The sequence below is a fragment of the Nostoc sp. JL23 genome, from assembly GCF_017115065.1.
Taxonomy (GTDB): domain Bacteria; phylum Cyanobacteriota; class Cyanobacteriia; order Cyanobacteriales; family Nostocaceae; genus Nostoc; species Nostoc punctiforme_A.
Genome location: NZ_JABXKN010000072.1, coordinates 1 through 16106, shown reverse-complemented (window position 1 = coordinate 16106; position 16106 = coordinate 1). Strand labels below are relative to the sequence as shown.

General features: G+C 43.3%; 15 protein-coding genes. 13 read left to right on the top strand and 2 right to left on the bottom strand.

The genetic code is table 11. The features are described 5' to 3' along the window. Positions 1-116: 116 nt before the first annotated feature. The 10 genes from HWQ42_RS14785 to HWQ42_RS14740 all read left to right on the top strand — a co-directional run bounded on the left by HWQ42_RS14785 (position 117) and on the right by HWQ42_RS14740 (position 10906). Entirely contained in the window at positions 117-1772 is a 1656-nt protein-coding gene (locus HWQ42_RS14785) for a B12-binding domain-containing radical SAM protein (RefSeq protein WP_292813269.1), read from the top strand. Between the two features lie 233 nt (positions 1773-2005). Continuing rightward, a complete protein-coding gene (locus HWQ42_RS14780) occupies positions 2006-2809 on the top strand; it encodes an SDR family oxidoreductase (protein WP_292813266.1) in 804 nt (267 codons plus the stop codon). Positions 2810-2935: 126 nt separating this feature from the next. Next, on the top strand, positions 2936-3838 hold the full coding sequence (locus tag HWQ42_RS14775) for an MBL fold metallo-hydrolase (protein ID WP_367119058.1): 903 nt from the start codon (positions 2936-2938) through the stop codon (positions 3836-3838). Positions 3839-3916: 78 nt separating this feature from the next. Further along, positions 3917-4522, top strand: a complete 606-nt coding sequence (locus HWQ42_RS14770) for a CDP-alcohol phosphatidyltransferase family protein (RefSeq protein WP_292813263.1) — start codon at positions 3917-3919, stop codon at positions 4520-4522. Positions 4523-4621: 99 nt separating this feature from the next. Next, positions 4622-5335, top strand: a complete 714-nt coding sequence (locus HWQ42_RS14765; RefSeq protein WP_292813261.1) for a 2OG-Fe(II) oxygenase — start codon at positions 4622-4624, stop codon at positions 5333-5335. Positions 5336-5477: 142 nt separating this feature from the next. Then, complete coding sequence (locus HWQ42_RS14760; RefSeq protein WP_292813258.1) at positions 5478-6233, top strand: phosphocholine cytidylyltransferase family protein; 756 nt, start codon at positions 5478-5480, stop codon at positions 6231-6233. Positions 6234-6431: 198 nt separating this feature from the next. Further along, positions 6432-8087, top strand: a complete 1656-nt coding sequence (gene aepX, locus HWQ42_RS14755; RefSeq protein WP_292813256.1) for a phosphoenolpyruvate mutase — start codon at positions 6432-6434, stop codon at positions 8085-8087. A 23-nt stretch (positions 8088-8110) separates the two neighbouring features. After that, positions 8111-8551: a hypothetical protein gene (locus tag HWQ42_RS14750; protein WP_292813253.1), complete on the top strand. Its 441-nt coding sequence runs from the start codon at positions 8111-8113 to the stop codon at positions 8549-8551. 1 nt (position 8552) lies between these two features. After that, positions 8553-9713: a phosphonopyruvate decarboxylase gene (gene aepY, locus HWQ42_RS14745; protein WP_292813250.1), complete on the top strand. Its 1161-nt coding sequence runs from the start codon at positions 8553-8555 to the stop codon at positions 9711-9713. A 98-nt stretch (positions 9714-9811) separates the two neighbouring features. Continuing rightward, complete coding sequence (locus HWQ42_RS14740) at positions 9812-10906, top strand: 2-aminoethylphosphonate aminotransferase (protein WP_292813247.1); 1095 nt, start codon at positions 9812-9814, stop codon at positions 10904-10906. A 71-nt stretch (positions 10907-10977) separates the two neighbouring features. On the opposite strand, the gene HWQ42_RS14735 is transcribed toward HWQ42_RS14740, so the two are convergent. Beyond that, on the bottom strand, positions 10978-11430 hold the full coding sequence (locus HWQ42_RS14735) for a cupin domain-containing protein (protein WP_292813246.1): 453 nt from the start codon (positions 11428-11430) through the stop codon (positions 10978-10980). A 321-nt stretch (positions 11431-11751) separates the two neighbouring features. Then, positions 11752-12531: a cysteine hydrolase family protein gene (locus tag HWQ42_RS14730; RefSeq protein ID WP_292813244.1), complete on the bottom strand. Its 780-nt coding sequence runs from the start codon at positions 12529-12531 to the stop codon at positions 11752-11754. 81 nt (positions 12532-12612) lie between these two features. On the opposite strand from HWQ42_RS14730, the gene HWQ42_RS14725 reads away from it, so the two are divergent. From HWQ42_RS14725 to HWQ42_RS14715, 3 genes are all read left to right on the top strand, one after another. Beyond that, positions 12613-14013, top strand: a complete 1401-nt coding sequence (locus tag HWQ42_RS14725) for an amidohydrolase (RefSeq protein WP_292813241.1) — start codon at positions 12613-12615, stop codon at positions 14011-14013. Between the two features lie 129 nt (positions 14014-14142). Further along, positions 14143-15669 carry a WD40 repeat domain-containing protein gene (locus HWQ42_RS14720; protein WP_292813239.1) on the top strand — a complete coding sequence of 509 codons (1527 nt, stop codon included), beginning with the start codon at positions 14143-14145 and terminating at the stop codon, positions 15667-15669. Between the two features lie 101 nt (positions 15670-15770). Then, positions 15771-16067, top strand: coding sequence for a hypothetical protein (locus HWQ42_RS14715; protein WP_292813237.1), 297 nt, complete (start codon positions 15771-15773; stop codon positions 16065-16067). Positions 16068-16106: the final 39 nt, after the last annotated feature.

Here is a 16106-nt window from a genome sequence, read left to right as displayed (position 1 = left end):
TACATTTCTAATTCGTTCTGTCTCCTGCCTTTCTTTGGTAAGCTAGTTGGAATTACAGCTAATTATGTCAATAAACTGTCAAATTACCTGCTCAGTTTTCCAGGGTGAAATTTGCGATGACTGTAAATTTAAAGTCTTTAGAGAACCAAATTAATGTAGCGGGCAATTCTCAAACCGCTTCTATCACTCAAGGAACCCGCTACGTTCCTTCGCACCATCGACGCATTCTGTGTATTTTTCCCAAGTACAGCCGCTCCTTTGGTACTTTTCATCACGCTTACCCACTCATGGGTAGTGTCCGGGCTTTTATGCCACCTCAAGGTATTTTAATTGTGGCTGCTTACTTACCTAAAGAATGGGAAGTCCGGTTTATTGATGAGAATGTCAAGTCAGCAAGTAGGGCTGATTACCAATGGGCTGATGTGGTGATTGTGAGTGGAATGCACATCCAAAAACCACAAATTAATCAAATTAATGAACTTGCCCATCGAGCGGGGAAAATTACTGTTGTGGGTGGCCCCTCAGTATCTGGGTGTCCAGAATATTACCCTGATTTTGATATTTTACATTTGGGTGAATTGGGAGATGCAAGCGATCGCATGATCGAATATCTCGACCAAAACTCTCAACGTCCCCAATCGCAAATTCGCTTTGAAACCAAGGAACGTTTACCTTTAACAGAGTTTCCCACCCCAGCTTATCATTTGCTGAATATCAATGATTATTTCCTGGCAAATGTCCAGTTTTCTAGCGGTTGCCCTTATCACTGCGAGTTTTGTGATATTCCCGAACTCTATGGCAACAGTCCTCGGATGAAAACGCCAGAGCAAGTAGTTGCGGAGTTAGACGCAATGCGACAATCAGGCAATTTAGGGGCAGTGTATTTTGTCGATGATAACTTTGTTGGCGATCGCCGCGCCGCTATGAAGTTACTTCCGCACCTGATTGACTGGCAAAAACGCAATGGCTACCCTATCCAGTTTGCCTGTGAAGCAACGCTCAACTTAGCTCAAAGTCCAAAGCTGCTGGAAATGATGCGCGAAGCTTATTTTTGCACAATCTTTTGTGGCATCGAAACACCAGAACCAAATGCCCTCCATGCGATTTCCAAAGACCAAAATCTGAGTATGCCAATCTTAAAAGCCATTCAGGTTTTAAATAGCTATGGTATGGAAGTAGTATCAGGAATCATCATCGGGTTAGATACAGATACACCAGAAACCGCAGACCGAATTATCGAATTTATCCGGGCATCGCAAATTCCCATGTTGACAATTAATCTGCTTCATGCATTACCTAGAACTCCATTATGGCGGAGGCTAGAAGCAGAAGGACGACTTCTCTTTGATGAAAGCCGCGAATCAAATGTTGAATTTTTGATGCCCTACGAGCAAGTTATTGAGATGTGGCGGCGCTGCATCACAACTGCTTATGAGCCAGAATTTTTATATCAGCGCTTCGCCTACAACATGGAACACACCTATCCAAATCGCATCGAAGTTCCTAACAGCCCCTCTCGGACTTCTGCGGCTAATATTCGCAAAGGTTTAACTTATTTAACTAATATTTTGGTGCGGATAGGCTTATTTAGTAACTATCGTCAGACTTTCTGGAAAATGGCCAAGCCAGCATTGAAAGCAGGTAATATTGAAAACTTGGTTCACGTTGGACTTGTAGGACATCATTTAATTAAGTTTGCCCAAGATTGTGCCAAAAATGAAGAATCAGCTTCATTTTATTCCCAGAAAATTGTTACGAAAGTTCGTAGCTAACATCACAATCAAAATAAGTTTTGAGAGGCTAAAAGTCTGTTAGAGGTATATACAGAACTGTAAAAAAGTAACCTTGAAGATACACTCGCGATACTTCCTGGGAAAGACGCAATCATAATGCTACCTGCCTAAGATTGTAAGGTTTGAAAGCCCACAGTCCATGCAATTATTTGGTAGCGAGAAAACCATAGCAAGCGAGTGTGGAGCAGTTACATAGGAAGTTTTAGATGGTTATGAACAGTTCATTGACCCGACCCCTGGCTGTCGTGACAGGTGCCTCCAATGGCATCGGTTATGAACTCGCAAAACAGTTTGCCAAAAACGGCTTTGATCTGCTAGTTACAGCCACCGGAGCAAGTATTGACGAAGCGGCTATTGCCTTCGAGGGGCTGGGTGCTAAAGTTGAGACGGTGCAGGCTGATCTGGCTAGCTATGACGGTGTTGAGAGTCTCTACAACCAGATTAAGGCAACTGGGCGACCAGTAGATGCGATCGCTATCAACGCAGGTGTTGGTGTCGGCGGTGATTTCGCCCGTGAAACCGACCTGAAGGACGAACTCAATCTGATCAATGTGAACGTTGTATCCTCTGTACATCTTGCCAAACGAGTGGTAAAGGATATGGTTGAGCTGGGCAAAGGTCGAATCCTTTTCACGTCGTCAATTGCCGCCCTGATGCCCGGCCCGTTTGAGACAGTCTACGCCGCCTCCAAGGCGTTTGTGCATTCCTTTTCGGAGGGACTACGCAACGAATTGAAGGACACAGGTGTTACCGTTACCGCGCTCATGCCTGGCCCGACTGATACCAACTTCTTCCACCGTGCAGGTATGGACGACACAAAAGTTGGTGCAGATCAAAAGGACGACCCGGCTGAGGTCGCCAAGCAGGGTTTTGAAGCCTTGATGGCAGGTAAGGATCACATCATCGCCGGTTCGCTTAAAACGAAGCTTCTGGCGAATGTTAGTAAGGTTTTACCTGATACAGTCAGTGCTGAACAGCACCGCAAGCTCAGTGAGCCGGGGTCAGGCAATAACTAATTTGCTACCTAATCAAGCGAATATGCTCAGTTAGCACTCATTTTAAGCGGGGTGCGATCGCCTGGGATAACGGACTTCCAAAAAATAAATTATCCCAAATTATTTGCACATCTGTAGGGGCGCCAGATGTTCTCCCCTACTCACTTTGACTGTCAAAGTCGTAACGGAGGATTTATGCAAATTCATCATCTCAATTGCGGCTGCATGTGCCCAATTGGTGGCGCCCTCTTCGATGGCTTCAGTCGCGGCCCGAAAGCTCATCTAGTCTGCCACTGTCTGCTGATTGAGACAGAGCAGGGACTTGTTCTTATTGATACGGGCTTCGGACTGCGCGATATCAAATCGCCTTACTCCCGCCTCAGCCCGTTCTTCATTCATTTCAATGGCATCGAGTTTGATAAAAAATATACGGCACTCGATCAAATTGAGCGGCTGGGTTTTTCCGCGCAAGATGTGCGTCATATTGTGCTTACCCACCTCGATTTCGATCATGCCGGTGGTCTAGAGGATTTCCCGGAAGCAACCGTACACGTAATGCAGACTGAGATGGAAACCGCCCAGGATCGGCATGGCTTCATTGCTAGACGCCGCTATCGCCCAGAACAGTGGGACGAGGTTAAGCACTGGAAGTATTATTCGGCGGGAGGCGAACCTTGGTTCGGTTTTGAAGCAGTGCGTAATCTCGACGGACTACCGCCAGAAATTCTCCTCATCCCCCTTGCTGGTCACACACGGGGTCATGGTGGTATCGCCATTGATACACCAGAGGGTTGGCTTCTACATGCAGGTGATGCCTACTTTTATCGGCACGAAATGGACTCAGCCAAAAGACGCTGCACGCCAGGTTTACGCGCCTACCAATGGATGATGGAAGTGGATCGCCAGGCTCGATTGCTTAATCAAGATCGGCTACGCGTATTATCAAGCGATCGCAATAAAGGTGTGCGCCTCTTCTGTAGTCATGATGCTATCGAGTTCAAAGCATTCGCTGACCAATCTAGCGCTCAAAACTATAAAGTTCATCAATAAAAATCTATAACTTTAGATGGATGTGGTAATTTGCAGTGTTAGAGATATTCAAAGACCACATTAAATCCAAGTTCATCTATGATCGCAAAGCCTTGGGATGCCCAACTTGCTTACTGGCTAATTCGACCTCTAAAAGACAGTTGGGTAAATCCTAATCATCTCACCACAGTACGACTTGTGACAGGGTTAGTGGCGGCTGTCGCCCTCGCAGTTGGTGATGCCATTTGGGTTAACATTGGGGCATGGCTATTTGCTTTATCCAACTTTCTCGATCATACGGACGGTGAATTAGCTCGTTTGAGTGGGAAAAGCAGCAAATGGGGACATCAATATGACCTTGCTAGTGACGCTATCATCCACATTCTATTGTTTGTGTGTATTGGATATGGTCTTAGGGAGGGAAAACTTGGTTGGTGGGCGTTGGTGATGGGGATAGTATCTGGCGTGTCTGTTGCTTGTATCTTTCATTTGCGAAACCAAATGGAACAACGTTTAGGTAAACAAGCCAGCCGTCAGCCAAATTTCGCCGGCTTTGACATTGAAGACGTACTGTATTTGTTTCCCATCGTTCCCTTGCTGAATGGACTAGAGCCGTTATTAATGGCAGCGACAATTGGTGCGCCAACCTTTGCTATATGGGTAATTTGGCAATTTTGGACACTCCCGCAGCCGGAATCAAACTAATATAACGGGGCATTGGGAAGAAAGCTAAAAAAACAGGCTTTTTAGCTGATTGAATGGTATGTTTATTTTTGCAATCCTGATATTAGGATCAAATTATCAATGGAGCTTCAAACTGAAATTGATAAAGCTATAGCGGCTGTTAATTACCAGAAACTTCAAGCTGAGTTTCAAGCACAGAATGAATTGTTGGTGCTTGAGAACTTTCTCCCTAACTCCATCATTGACCAATTTTTGGCGCTGTTGCCATCTTTGCAACCTGCTATTAACCGCAACTATATTCCCAATCATAAAAAGGGTGGTAGTATCAGCCGCTATAGCTTAGACAGCCTTGCTCCGATTTTCGGAGAGTTTTATCAACTCAGTGCCTTTTTCAAGTTTCTCAACCAAATCACGGCAGAAAAACTCCTTGCCTGTCCTGATTCAGATCCCCATACTTACGCGCTGTACTATTACACTGAGCCTGGAGACCATATCCAGTATCATTACGATACCTCTTATTATCACGGGAAACGCTATACAGTGTTGCTTGGTTTGGTTGATAATTCATCCAGTAAGTTGGAATATCAACTCTACAAAGATATTCCAGAACGGGAAACACAAACGCGATCGCTCTCTTTAACTCCTGGTACTCTAGTCTTATTCAATGGTGACAAACTTTACCACAGAGTTACTCCTTTGGGCGACAACGAACAGCGCATTGTCTTGACTTTGGAATACGTCACCGACACCCGCATGGGTATGGTAAAACGTTTTGTCTCAAATATGAAAGATGCGATCGCCTATTTTGGTTTTCGCCAAGTGTTTCGCTCTTAGCACCACCATCTTACATCCCTCCTGCCTCCTCCATATTAAGAATTAATTAACAAATATTGTCTTGAGCAAAAAACAGTCATTATAAAATACTGGGAAAACTTCCAGATTTACTGGTGTCTAAGCTACTGTTGGTGATTTGACGATGAAGGCAATTATCTTAGCTGCTGGCGTTGGACGACGCTTAGGTAAAGACGGGCAAATCCAACCCAAATGCTTACTGAAATTTAACGGCAAATCTCTACTAGAGCGGCATTTTAACTATCTCCGTCATTACCAAATTGATGAAGTAGTGATTGCTGTGGGTTATCAAGCACAAAGAATTCAGGATGAAATCAAAGCATTAGGAGCCGAAAATTGGGTCAGTACAATTTATAATCCTGATTATACTAAAGGCAGTGTCATTAGTCTTTGGACTGTACGTCAGCATTTAGTTGCTGGCGATGACATATTATTAATGGATGCAGATGTATTGTGCGATCGCCGCATCATCGAACGATTGGTAAAGACAAATATCCCCAACAGCTTTTTACTAGATCGGGATTTTGAACCGGGAGATGAACCCGTGAAGCTTTGTGTTAGAGATAATTATCTAGTGGAGTTTCGTAAACAAGTAGCTCCTGGTTTAACTTATGATTTTGCTGGTGAGTCAGTGGGATTCTTTCGTTTTGAAAGTGCTGTTGCTCACCGTCTTGCGATTCGCACAGAACAATATGTTGCAGACGCACGCGATAATGAACCTTATGAAGAAGTAATTCGGGATCTATTATTAGAAACTCCAGAAACATTTGGCTACGAAGACATCACTGAATTACCTTGGCTCGAAATCGATTTTCCCCAGGATATTCAACGTGCCCAAAATGAGATTTTACCTCAGATAGAAGTCGCAGAAAATGTCTGAAAATATCTTTATTTATAGCAGTTTTGGTTTGGATACATTACAGTTTGACCTCTCTCCAAACCTCTCTCCTAAAAGGAGAGAGGCTTTGAATCTTACCCCCCTTCCCTTGTAGGGAAGGGGCTGGGGGTTAGGTCTGTATTCCATGCAATTGAAAATCGCTAGCCATATTATTTATATAGGTTGAAAAAAGCAGAATAAATGCATCAAATATTTGCACCCAATGACACCTCTGCAAAATTAAATAAGTGTGCCCAATTACGGTTATTACTAGAATCGCCTCAACTCGACTTCATCATGGAAGCTCACAATGGGATTAGCGCCCGGATTGTGGAAGAGGCGGGATTTAAAGGAATTTGGGCGAGTGGATTAGCTCTTTCAGCTCAATATGGCGTTCGAGATAATAATGAAGCCAGTTGGACTCAAGTTGTAGAAATGCTAGAGTTCATGTCTGATGTCACCAGCATCCCGATTTTATTAGACGGGGATACTGGTTATGGCAACTTTAACAATATGCGTCGCTTGGTCAAAAAGTTAGAACAGCGAGGTATTGCTGGAGTCTGTATTGAAGATAAGCTTTTTCCCAAAACCAACAGCTTTATCAACGGGAGTCGCCAAGCTTTAGCTGATATTGATGAATTCTGCGGCAAAATTAAAGCGGGTAAAGATAGTCAGACAGATCCAGATTTTTGCATCGTCGCCCGACTTGAAGCTTTGATCGCCGGCTGGGATCTTTCGGAGGCGCTGCGCCGAGCTGAAGCTTACCATGCCGCCGGAGCAACCGCGATCTTGATTCACAGTAAATCATCGCGCCCCGATCAAGTGCTAGCCTTTGCTAAAGAATGGGCGGGTCGTTCGCCGTTAGTGTTTATACCGACTAAATATTACAGCACGCCTACCGATGTTTTTCGCAAAGCTGAAGTTAATTTGGTCATCTGGGCAAACCATCTGATTCGAGCTGCTGTTGCTAGTATGCAAGCGATCGCGCGTGAAGTAAAAGCCAGCGAAACTTTAATCAACATTGAAGATGATATTGCTCCGGTAAAAGAAATCTTCCGGCTACAAGGGGCGGATGAACTCATAGAAGCTGAAAAACGCTATTTCAACAACGGACGACAAAATACCCAAGCGATCGTTTTGGCTGCTAGCAGAGGCCAAGAATTAGCCGGATTGACGCAAGATAAGCCAAAAGTTATGTTACCCCTTGGAGGTAAACCTTTACTCAGGTTGTTGGTGGACAAATTCAAGAAACTTGCCATCAATGATATTACCGTTGTCGCCGGTTACAAAGCAGAAACGATCGATGTTCCGGGGACTAAAGTCATCCGCAACCCAGATTATGAAACAACAGGAGAATTAGCATCCTTAGCCGTAGCTCAAGCTAGCTTTGGCGATGAGATGCTGGTGCTTTACGGCGATTTGCTATTTAGAAGCTACATCCTGCGAGATTTATTAGAATGTCCCGGAGAAATTGTGGCTGTAGTTGATTCTGTGGCCAACAGCAAATCTGTTAGCGGTTCACCTGACTACGCCTATTGCTCAATTCCAGACGATCTTTCTTTGTTTGGACAGGATGTCAACCTGTTGGATATTTCTAAAACCACACAAACGCCATTAGGAAAGTCTAGCGGCCGCTGGATTGGGATGTTGCGCTTACGGAGTCAAGGTAGACAATGGGTTAGTGAAGCACTCAATGAATTGCAAAAACGACCGGAATTTAACAGTCTGGGTTTGCCAGAATTATGCAATTATTTAATCGAGCAAGGCAAACCGATCAAGGTGCTTTATATTCGCGGTAACTGGTTAGATGTTAATTCTTTAGATGATCTTGACCTTGCTTTTCAATTGAAACAATAGGAGTGGGGCATTGGGCATTGAGCATGGGGAATTCAGAGGTCGAAGTTCCGAGTTCAGAGGTCGAAGTTCCGAGTTCAGAGGCTGAAGTTCCGAGTTCAGAGGTCGAAATTCCGAGTTCAGAGGTCGAAGTTCCGAGTTCAGAGGCTGAAGTTCCGAGTTCAGAGGTCGAAATTCCGAGTTCAGAGGTCGAAGTTCCGAGTTCAGAGGCTGAAGTTCCGAGTTCAGAGGCTGAAGTTCCGAGTTCAGAGGTCGAAGTTCCGAGTTCAGAGGCTGAAGTTTCGAGTTCAGAGGTCGAAGTTTCGAGTTCAGAGGTCGAAGTTCCGAGTTCAGAGGTCGAAGTTCCGAGTTCTCAGGCTGAAGTTCCGGGTTTTGAGGTCGAAGTAATAATCTTTCCTATCAACTCTCTAGTCCCCAATCCCCGTTCCTCACTCCCTACTCCCTACTTTCCACTCCCCATCTCTTAATATGATCCAGGCAGAAGAATTTGTAGAAACTGCGCGTAATTTTGGCTTTGGGTGGTACACTGGCGTACCATGTTCCTTTCTCACGCCTTTTATTAACTACGTCATCAATGACGTTCAACTTAAATATATCTCCGCAGCCAATGAAGGAGATGCTGTAGCGATCGCAGCTGGAGCCGCAATTGCTGGTAAACCTGCTGTGGTGATGATGCAAAACTCTGGTTTGGGGAATGCAGTTAACCCGCTAACCTCCCTCACTTACATCTTTCGGATTCCATTGCTGCTGATTTGTACCCTGCGAGGCGATCGCGTGTTGCAAGATGAACCGCAACATCAATTAATGGGGCAAATCACAGAGAAATTGCTGCAAACAATGACTATACCTTGGGAATTTTTTCCCACAGATGCAGCACAAATAGAACCCGTTCTGCAAAGAGCCACAGGCTATATGCAACAAGAACGTTGTCCTTATGCTTTAATTATGCGTAAAGGAGCGATCGCCCCCCATGCCCTCACTCGTTCTTCTATCCCCGAACGAGAAAATAGTGCTAGCGCTCATATTCAGAAAAGCTTTTTTCGAGATAACAAAAAACAACGCATTTCTCGCAGCGAAGCATTAGCTCGGATTGTAGAACTTACCGATCCAGAAAACACTGTAGTAATTGCCACAACCGGATACACGGGACGCGAACTCTTTGCTAGTAAAGACAGCGCTAATCATCTTTATATGGTCGGCTCGATGGGCTGTGCTTCCTCAATGGGGTTAGGATTATCCTTAGCACGTCCAGACCTCAAGGTAGTAGTAATTGATGGTGATGGGGCAGCATTAATGCGAATGGGTAATTTTGCTACCATCGGCACTTATGGCGGTGCTAACTTGACCCATATTCTTTTAGATAATGAAGTCCACGATTCCACAGGCGCACAAGCCACCGTCTCTGCGGGTATTTCCTTTGCCAAAATTGCCGAAGCGTGCGGTTACGGCGTGACATTAGCCGGAGATGACCCCGCCCTTTTAGATGCTTTATTTACCGCAGATGCTAACACCAGACCTAAATTCGCTCATTTAAAAATCCGTCCCGGAACTTTAGAAAAGCTACCCAGACCCAACCTCACCCCGGAAGCAGTTTTACAACGCTTTATGAACCATATTGGTAATTCGTAATTAATAAATTCAAAGTACAAACTCTTAATTTATTAATAACAAACGACCAATGACCAATGACCAATGACCAATGACAAATGACAAATGACAAATGACAAATGACAAATGACAAAATGATTTTACTAAATCCCGGCCCCGTCAATTTGAGCGATCGCGTCAGAAACGCCCTGTTGCGTCCTGATTTGTGTCATCGTGAAGTAGAGTTTTCCCAACTTCAAACCAGAATCCGCGAACAATTACTTCAAGTTTATGGTCTTGGAAGCGATCGCTGGGCAGCAGTTCTCCTCACCGGTTCTGGAACCGCCGCGATGGAAGCGATGATCAGCAGTTTAGTCCCAAGCGATGGGAAATTACTAGTAATTGAAAACGGTGTATATGGCGAACGACTTTCCAAAATCGCCAAAATTCACGGTATTAATTACATCACACTTTCCCATCCTTGGGATGCCGAAATAGATATCAAGGCTTTAGTGAAACTCCTGGATGAAAACCCCGACATCACCCACCTTGCTGTCGTCCATCACGAAACTACTACCGGCCGCTTAAATAATTTGGCGGAACTTGCGCAAATTTGCCAAGAACGCCGCATCAAACTATTAGTAGATGCAGTCAGCAGCTTTGGTGCTGAGGAATTCAATTTTGCAGATTGGGGAATTACCGCTTGCGCTGCGACAGCGAATAAATGTCTGCATGGCGTCCCCGGAGTGTCTTTTGTCATCCTGCAACGGGATGCACTGCCGTCAGTAGACACAATTCCCCGCACCTTATATTTAGATTTAGCAACCTATTACCAGCAACAAGAACGAGGTGGCACACCTTTTACCCAATCAGTACAGACATTTTATGCCTTAACAGAAGCTTTGCAAGAAATGGCAGAAGCAGGGGGTTGGGGTGCTAGACACAGCCATTACAACCAACTTGCCAGCTTAGTTAGAGATGGGTTAGCCTCAATGGGAATTAAACCTTTACTTCCTCTTGGCACTTCATCCGTTGTCTTGAATGCCTACTACTTGCCAGACGGTTTCAGATATGAAGAATTTCACGACGAATTGAAAGCACGAGATTATATAATTTATTCTGGACAAGGAAATTTAGCTCAATCAATCTTCAGAGTATCAACAATGGGAGCCATTACCCAAGCCGACATGGAACGCTTTGTTGGCGTTGTTAAACAAATTATTGGTAATTCGTAATTAAAGTGAGTTCTCTCGTTCCCATGCTTTGCATAAAAACGAGGAACAAATTACGAATTACGAATTACGAATTATTTTAACAGGGCATCAAATCTCCCTATTACTGCCATATCTTCTTCATCTAACTCTGCCGGAATCCCACTGCGAATCAATTCCGAAAAGTCTTCATTGGGAATCATCACAGTCAACGTGTACAAGCGAGTAGAACCAGTATTTTTAATCAAATGAGTACCAGTGGGAGGCACTAATAAACTATCTCCAGCTTTGATCTTGGCACTCTTGCCGTCACATATAGCGATCGCTTTCCCTTTGAGAACGAAAAACATTTCCACCGCCCACTGATGGCGATTTGGGGGTGTTTGTCCACCAACATCAAAAATTTCTATGCAGCAAGTCAAAGAAGTATTAGCATTTGTTGAATCGAAGATAATTGCTAATCGATTCGAGGCGTCGGGACTGATGCGATATACTTGGTAATCTTTGCTAGATTTGATAACCGGAATTACACAACGAGTAGCGTACATTTATTTATCCCCTCTGAAGTTATCGATGGGTATGAAAATTCCTAAAATCCGAGTCCTGAATCACAAAATTTTAGATTTTAGATTTTAAATTTTAGATTTTGGATTAAACGCTCACACCGTAACCCTCCGGGGAAGCAAGCTACGCGTAGCGTTCCGCAGGAAAGTCCAAAATTTAAAAAAGTCTGAAAGCAAGGGAATTTAAACGCGAGAACAAATCTAAAATCTAAAATTCTTAATCGTTCGCGCAGCGTCCCGTAGGGAAGAAAGAGCATTAATGCATGGGATCAATCTAAAATCTAAAGTCCAAAATCCAAAATTGATTCACTCCTCACCATTTTGCAGCGCTGTTAAAATTCCTTGCGAGTCAGTGACAAAACCGAAGCATTGCTTGACATTATACAATGTCGCCAGCCAACAATATTCAGGAGAAGTAGTAGCGGTGCAATCTTTAACCAACACGCAGTCATATCCTAAGAAGTTCGCATCACATAAGGTGGTTAGCACACATTGATCGGCATTAACACCAGCAAAAAATAATGTTGTCTTTCCCAAATTCCGCAAGATACTATCTAATGGTGTATCTAAGAACGCACTCATACGATATTTATCCACACGAATATCTTCGGGTATCTGTTCTAGCTCGTCTACTACTGCCGCAGCCCAACTACCTGCCATGAGTACTCTAGCACCATTGCTTGGTAGTGGATCGCCCAATCCCACACCTTCCCCTGTGGGATTATAGACGTGGCGCGAACTAGCACTAATATTGAGCAAGTCGGGACGATTCCCCCAATTTATCCAAATGACTGGAACACCAACCTCACGCAGTTCTGGAAGTAAGTTGTTTAAAGGTTCAATAGGCTGACGCGCTGGAGTTACATCCACGCCGATATGCGCTAACCAACCATCAGGGTGACAGAAGTCGTTTTGCATATCAATGACGAGGATAGCAGCTTTTGCCAAGTCTAGGCGCAGGGTTTTAGTTTCTGTTGATAAGATAACGGGTTGTGGGGGCTTTTGAGGACGAGTGATATCTGCGATCGCATCATTCACTGTCCACGCATTTGGTGGAACTCCCAATGTCCGTAATGGTAAATTCATAAAATTCTAATGCCCAACACCATTTTCTATTTTGTAACTTGAAATTTGGTTGAGAATACAATTACTTAATTAAGGTTAAATATGGCGAATTTCACTATCCAGAATGTTTTGATTGCCCTCAGTGATGATTATGCAACGGTAGATGTACAGATTGTAGATGGTGCGATTGTAGCCATTGCCCCCAATCTACAAGTAATTGGCACTGCCATAGATGGCAAAAATAAACTACTGCTACCTGGCTTTTTCAATGCCCACACCCACTCATCAGAGATGTGGCAACGCGGGATCATGTCAGTTTTCCCTTTAGAATTATGGTTAGCGGAACTCTATGATTTTGCCCCCCTCGATCCCGAACAAGTTTATCTCAGCGCCTTGGGAACGGCGGTAGAAACCTTACTTTCCGGCGGGACGAGTGTAGTAGATCACCTGGTGTTAATTCCCGGACTTGAGTTAGAAACGATCGCCATTGCCACTCGTGCTTACAGAGAAGTGGGAATTCGTGCTTTTATCGCCCCCTTAATTCAAGATGAATCCCTCAGCGCAGGTATGCCATCTGGAGAATCAGCCCAAACTCATGAACCTTATTTTCGCTCAACTGCGGCAACATTGGAAATCATCGAAGAAGCAGTAAGGCAATTTCATCGCCCAGATGAGGGTATAAATATTTTAGTTGCACCAACAGGTATTCAATTGTGTACTGATGCTTTATTTGAAGGGTGTACTGAGTTAAGCGATCGCTACAATCTTTGTCGTCACTCCCATTTACTCGAAACCAGGGCACAGGAAAAACTCGCTCAAGAAAAGTACGGTTGTACTGCTGTGGAACATTTAAAAAGAATCGGATATTTGAGCGATCGTACAACACTTGCCCATTGCGTTTGGTTAAATGATGCTGATATCGCCATCCTCGCCGAAACTCAATCTACAGTCGTCCATAATCCCTTAAGTAATCTGCGTTTAGGTAGTGGCATCGCCCCAATTTTAAAATATCGCCAAGCTGGAGTAAATGTAACTTTTGGTTGCGATGGTGCTTCTAGTAATGACTCTCAAGATTTGCTAGAAGCCATCAAAATGGGTTCTATCTTGCACAACGTTACAGACTCAGATTATCAACACTGGATTACGCCCAGACAAGCAGTGGAAATGGCATCTTTGGGAGGCGCAAAGGGGCTGAATATAGCAGATAAACTCGGTTCTTTAACTGTAGGTAAACAAGCCGATTTGGTACTTTATGATCTCACAAATTTATCATTATTACCCCGTACAGATCCTATTGGTTTGCTAGTTTTAGGGCGTCCTACTAATGTTATCGATAGTGCTTGGGTTAATGGTAAGCAAATTGTTGCTAATGGCAAAATTACCACAATTAACGTTGATGGATTACGACAAGAATTATTTAATCGTAGTCAATGGGAGACAAAACGCAAGTCTGAAACCGTCGCGCAAATTGAGTCTCATTATCGCACGGTTATGGGGTTGTAAAATACATAGCACATATAATATTTGAAAACTTAGCACTTATTACTCCTACCTACGTTAAATCACTTAGCGATTTGGGAACCCTAAGAAAAGAACTTAATTGTTTGAATAACAAAAAGCTTGGAAGAACGTATGAGTCAAGTATGGTATCACGTTTACACTTTTAACGGTAACTCTAGCTGGTTCGGTGGTGTACGCTCCATTTCCTTCAACCCAATTCGTCAAATTGTTGCTTTTGGAAGTGATGACAATACCATTAAATTATTGGATCTCAAAAATGGTCAAGTTTTGCCTAATCCATTTGGGTATACAAAATCTGTTCGCTCTATTGCCTTTACTTCTAAAGGAAACGGTTTAATTAGTAGTGGTGATGATGCAATTATTAGAGTTTGGGATTTGACGACATTTCAAGAATTATTGACTTTTAACTCTCACTCTAAGGCAGTTACGTCTGTTGCATTAGTTCCTAATTATAACTACATTGTGAGTGGAAGTGACGATCATACGGTCAAAATTTTCAGTTTAAAGGAAATAAAAGAAATTAAAACTCTTAGAGGACATTCTAGTTATGTACAATCTGTTGCGGTAAGTTCTGACGGTGAATTAATCGCAAGTGGTGGTTGCGACCATAAAGTTAAGATTTGGAAAACTAATACATATGAAGAAGTTTTTTCTTTTGAGGTTCATTCAAATAATGTACGTGTAGTTGCATTCAGTCCTGATGGAAAAACACTTGCTAGTTGTGATGATGATGGAGACATAATTTTGTGGGACTTACAAATTGGATTATCTAAATGCACTATCCAAGGATATTCTAAAAGCGTGCGTAGTTTAAGTTTCAGTTCTAATGGCCAGTTCCTTATAAGTGGTGGTGATGATGGATACATTAAAATTTGGCATTTGATAACAGGTACTCTAGCTTCTTCTTTTCATGCCCACTCAGCAGGAGTCAGTTCGGTTACTTTCTGTCTCAATAATCAAGTAATTTTAAGTAGTAGCTGGGATAAGACAGTTAAACTATGGGTTCTTGAAACAGCAATTCCAAAGCCTCCAAAAGTTGGTTTATTTGAAAGGATTTTTGGCAAAAAGCAGCCTGAGCCAGAACTTGTTTCATCATTGCCCAATTTTATTCTTCAGCAAGTTCGAGGAAGCAATCAGGAAGTAAACCAGCCCACTATTACTTCTGTTAGCAGCAACTTTGAAACCGAAGCTTATACCTTTCGATGGGAAGCTTCCCAACTTCCTATCAGGAATCCCGAATTATCTTTAGAGGATTGGCATCGCTTATTGAAAGAGTGGAAATGCAAGGAAGAAGAACGAAAAAAGGGACAACGTGCAAAAGAGAGGCTTCGCCTGCGAGAGGAACGTTTGAAATTAGAAAAACAAAAGGAAGAACGTCTCAGAAATAAGCAGCAATTGCAGACACAGAAACTTAGACAAGAACAGCAAAAGCAAGAGGAGCGATCCAAAAAAGTAAGCCAGCACCAGACTAGCAATAATTCTTGGGGTAACAGTAACAGTAACAGTACATCTAAGTCTTGGACTACAAACAATTCCTGGGGCAATAATTCATCCAACAAGTCAAGTGGAAAAGTTTACGTGCAGGGTTATCGTCGTAAGGATGGAACTTCGGTTGAAGGATATTGGCGTAACAAATAGGTGAAGATGGAGTATTGTTTTGAACACTGGTGTGAGCGATTGCACTTCTGTTACCCATTGTTTGTGGTTAAAAATCCACAAAGCTAATTATGCTTTTACAGATGAGTAAATTTCACAATTGGTTTTGGGAAATCAAAGAGTGCGGACAAGGGCCTCATTACTACTTCAGTGCCACTTTTGCTCCGTCTGATGCTGAACGCCTTGCGGCTTTGGTGCGGCAGCATCCACTGTCTGGTTTTGAGCACTGCTACTTTGTTGGCAAATTAATCAATGCGCCATGTGGAAATTCCAATACTCCAGGTTCTTACGATTTGTATGTTGACCAGAGCAACTATGCTGAAGTTATGTTGGGTATACAAAGAGATGAGCCTACAGGGGAAATGCACCTTATTTCCTAACAAAAACTAATAAGGATTTCAAAGTCATCTATACAAGTG

What these genes read in the sequence shown, in the direction of transcription:
- HWQ42_RS14720 (WP_292813239.1), top strand. Translation starts at nt 14,143, where the DNA reads ATGAGTCAAGTATGGTATCACGTTTACACTTTTAACGGTAACTCTAGC.
- HWQ42_RS14740 (WP_292813247.1), top strand. Translation starts at nt 9,812, where the DNA reads ATGACAAATGACAAAATGATTTTACTAAATCCCGGCCCCGTCAATTTG.
- HWQ42_RS14725 (WP_292813241.1), top strand. Translation starts at nt 12,613, where the DNA reads ATGGCGAATTTCACTATCCAGAATGTTTTGATTGCCCTCAGTGATGAT.
- HWQ42_RS14750 (WP_292813253.1), top strand. Translation starts at nt 8,111, where the DNA reads ATGGGGAATTCAGAGGTCGAAGTTCCGAGTTCAGAGGTCGAAGTTCCG.
- HWQ42_RS14760 (WP_292813258.1), top strand. Translation starts at nt 5,478, where the DNA reads ATGAAGGCAATTATCTTAGCTGCTGGCGTTGGACGACGCTTAGGTAAA.
- HWQ42_RS14775 (WP_367119058.1), top strand. Translation starts at nt 2,936, where the DNA reads ATGTTCTCCCCTACTCACTTTGACTGTCAAAGTCGTAACGGAGGATTT.
- HWQ42_RS14715 (WP_292813237.1), top strand. Translation starts at nt 15,771, where the DNA reads ATGAGTAAATTTCACAATTGGTTTTGGGAAATCAAAGAGTGCGGACAA.
- aepY (WP_292813250.1), top strand. Translation starts at nt 8,553, where the DNA reads ATGATCCAGGCAGAAGAATTTGTAGAAACTGCGCGTAATTTTGGCTTT.
- HWQ42_RS14780 (WP_292813266.1), top strand. Translation starts at nt 2,006, where the DNA reads ATGAACAGTTCATTGACCCGACCCCTGGCTGTCGTGACAGGTGCCTCC.
- HWQ42_RS14735 (WP_292813246.1), bottom strand. Translation starts at nt 11,430, where the DNA reads ATGTACGCTACTCGTTGTGTAATTCCGGTTATCAAATCTAGCAAAGAT.
- HWQ42_RS14765 (WP_292813261.1), top strand. Translation starts at nt 4,622, where the DNA reads ATGGAGCTTCAAACTGAAATTGATAAAGCTATAGCGGCTGTTAATTAC.
- HWQ42_RS14770 (WP_292813263.1), top strand. Translation starts at nt 3,917, where the DNA reads ATGATCGCAAAGCCTTGGGATGCCCAACTTGCTTACTGGCTAATTCGA.
- aepX (WP_292813256.1), top strand. Translation starts at nt 6,432, where the DNA reads ATGCATCAAATATTTGCACCCAATGACACCTCTGCAAAATTAAATAAG.
- HWQ42_RS14730 (WP_292813244.1), bottom strand. Translation starts at nt 12,531, where the DNA reads ATGAATTTACCATTACGGACATTGGGAGTTCCACCAAATGCGTGGACA.
- HWQ42_RS14785 (WP_292813269.1), top strand. Translation starts at nt 117, where the DNA reads ATGACTGTAAATTTAAAGTCTTTAGAGAACCAAATTAATGTAGCGGGC.